This is a genomic window from Protofrankia sp. CiP1_Cm_nod2 (assembly GCF_920664355.1).
In the GTDB taxonomy this organism is placed as follows: domain Bacteria; phylum Actinomycetota; class Actinomycetes; order Frankiales; family Frankiaceae; genus Protofrankia.
In genome coordinates this window covers 9,443-12,294 of sequence record NZ_CAKKTL010000023.1, presented here as the reverse complement: position 1 = coordinate 12,294, position 2,852 = coordinate 9,443, and the positions used below count along the sequence as shown (strand labels likewise).

The window sequence follows — 2,852 nt, the reverse complement described above, 5'->3', positions numbered from 1 at the left end:
GGAGGACGAGGTGGCCGGGCGTATGACCGGCGTCCGCCGCGGCCGGCTGTGCCCGGTCGCGTGGCCATGCTGATGACCTCCAGATCGCTGATCTCCAGCGGCCCCGGGATCCCGGATGTCCTGCGGGAGTCCCGGGGCGGCTGATCGGCCACTGCGCTGATCGTCGTCGGGCGCGGGCCGATGTGGGCCTTGGCGGTGCCGCGTCGGCGAGAAGCCCGCACCAGATGCCGTTCGTGGAACAGGCCGATCGCGAAACAAGCCGAGGTGGGTCCTGATGGTGCGTACGGCGGCCCCGATGTCAGCCCCCTCGCAGGCTGTCCGCGAACGCGGATCTTGTGCGTGCCGTGCCGTGCCGTGCCGTGGTAAAGCGGTAATGACGTCCGCCTGACGTCGACCGGCCCCTGGCCACGACCGACCGGCCGACTGTCAGGTCTCGCCCCGCCACGAATGCGGGCCGTCCTCGGTGGTGGCCCCGGAGCGTCTCCAGCGGAGACGGGTCACTATCCGCGACCGTCCGCGCAGGCCATGATCTGGACGAGTCTGTCGTTGTGCACGCTTTTCGGCCGCAAAAGCGTGCACAACGACAAACATACGGCGATCTTCTCCGCTCACCGGCAGCCGGTAGCGGCGTCCGGTGACATATGCCATCGATGGTGTACCACGCATGGTCACCCGGCCGGCGCTTTATGCGCCGGTCCGCGCGTCCGGATCCCGCTTCGGTCCGGAATCCTCCCGGCGCTGGTGATGAACATGTTGCTGCGGCCGGCGCCGATCACTTTACCGCGCACAGCTGTGTGACCCACGCCGGTCGGCATTGTTTTCGACATGTTTCGGCTTGTACATCGGGACGTACCGGCTGCGCACCGTCGCCGCTTCGTGATGTCCGTAAACTCGGCCGGGCCCGGGTATGCTCGAGTTCGTGCACCGCTATGATGTCGACAGCGAGATTCTGACGCAGGCCGTCGTCAACTATGCGCGGGAGCGACTACGCCTCAGCCCCGTTCCCCTGGACGGTACCCGCTCGCGCGCGGAGCTGACCGCCGCGGTGGGGGAGACAATAACCTCGGACGGTATCGGTGGCGTCGAGGCGCTCCGGGTTTTCGACGAGCTCCTCTCCCAGGCGTGTATTTCGGTCGACCACCCCCGCAACCTCTCGTTCATACCGGCGGCGCCCACCAGGGCGGCGATACTTTTCGACCTCGTCGTCGGGGCTTCGTCCGTATACGCGGGGAGCTGGCTGGAGGGTGCCGGCGCCGTGTACGCGGAAAACCAGGCACTGCGCTGGCTGTCCGATCTCGCCGGTTTTCCGCCCGAGGCCGGTGGGGTCTTCGTCCAGGGCGGGACGATCGGGAACCTCTCCGCGCTCGTCGCGGCCAGGTACCGGATGCGGACGCGGGACGGCGCCACCCGGCGTGGCGGCCGGCCCGCCGTGTGGCGTATCGCCTGCGGTGCCGAGGCGCACTCCTCGCTCGAGACCGCCGCCCGGGTCATGGGCGCGGAGCTCCTGGTGGTCCCGGCGGACGCCGAGGGCCGTCTCACCGGCCCCGCGCTGGCCCACGCCCTGGACAAGGCGGATCCCGACGTCCGCGACAGCGTGTTCGCCGTCGTGGCGACGGCCGGCACCACCCAGTTCGGCATTGTCGACGACATCCGCGGAATTGTCGACACGGCCCATGAACGGGGCCTGTGGGCGCATGTCGACGGGGCGTACGGGCTGGCCGCGCTGGCCGCAGAACCGGTCCGTCATCTCTTTGCCGGAATAGCCGACGCGGATTCTTTCATTGTCGATCCGCACAAATGGCTGTTCGCTCCGTTCGACGCCTGCGCGCTGATCTACCGGGAACCGGCGCTGGCCCGCGCGGCACACGCCCAGAAAGCGGGCTATCTGGAGGTCCTCGAAACCGCTGACGACTGGAACCCCGCGGACTACGCGATCGGTCTCTCACGGCGTGCGCGCGGCCTGCCCTTCTGGTTCTCACTGGCTACGCACGGTACCCGCGCCTACGGTGCCGCCGTGGAGAAGTCACTGGCCACCGCCCGGGCCGCGGCTGATCAGATAAGGGCACTGCCCTACGTGGAGCTCGTGCGTGAGCCGCAGCTTTCCGTAGTGGTCCTGCGCCGCCTGAACTGGACACCGGAAAACTACTACGAGTGGACGGAGAAACTGTTGCGGACGGGTTTTGCCTTTGTCACCCCGACCGTCCACGAGGGGGAGACGGTGACCCGTTTCGCGATCGTCAACCCGTGCACCGAACCGTCCGACATCGCCGCCATCCTCGGCAGCATGGCCTGACGGCATGGCCTGACGATATGGCCTGACGATATGGCCTGACGGCATGGCCTGACGGAACACGGCATGCCCCCGACCGCCCTGCTTCCGGCAGCTCACCGCGCCTACCGCCGCGACCACAGCCCGGAGCCGGGCCTCGAAGACAACTGAGACCGGACCGGCGACGGAGCCGGCAACGGACGGATCGCCCGGGGCGTGCGCCCATGGACTGCCGTGTGCGGATGCCAGGCGCTGCGCGCCGGGGGTTTCCCGTGGAGGCCTGCGGGGGCTCGGCCCCCGCGGCTGGCATAAAGCCATCCGCCCATGGTGCGCCAGCACATGGGTACCCAAGGATGGCGGTGGAGGTGGGATTTGAACCCACGGAGGGGTTGCCCCCTCACACGCTTTCGAGGCGTGCGCCCTCGGCCACTAGGCGACTCCACCGTTTGTCAGCTTACTGGATGCCGTGGTGGGGCGGAGCGGCGCGTCCCCGCCAGCCCGGCCCCGTACCCGCCGGCGGCCCGCGCTGCCCCGGCCTGGCTGCCCGTCCTGACAGCCAGGCGTCCTGACAGCCGCCGACGGA

At 69.1% G+C, this 2,852-nt stretch carries 1 protein-coding gene and 1 tRNA gene; one reads left to right on the top strand and one right to left on the bottom strand.

Features of this window, described 5'->3' with window-relative positions:
* Positions 1–907: 907 nt before the first annotated feature.
* Entirely contained in the window at positions 908–2,293 is a 1,386-nt protein-coding gene (locus tag NBW84_RS04345) for an aminotransferase class V-fold PLP-dependent enzyme (RefSeq protein ID WP_250281931.1), read from the top strand.
* Positions 2,294–2,623: 330 nt separating this feature from the next.
* On the opposite strand, the gene NBW84_RS04340 is transcribed toward NBW84_RS04345, so the two are convergent.
* Positions 2,624–2,713 (bottom strand) — tRNA-Ser (locus NBW84_RS04340).
* Positions 2,714–2,852 lie beyond the last annotated feature (139 nt).

Coding starts and splice junctions, on each gene's coding strand:
- NBW84_RS04345 (WP_250281931.1), top strand. CDS start 908: ATGCTCGAGTTCGTGCACCGCTATGATGTCGACAGCGAGATTCTGACG.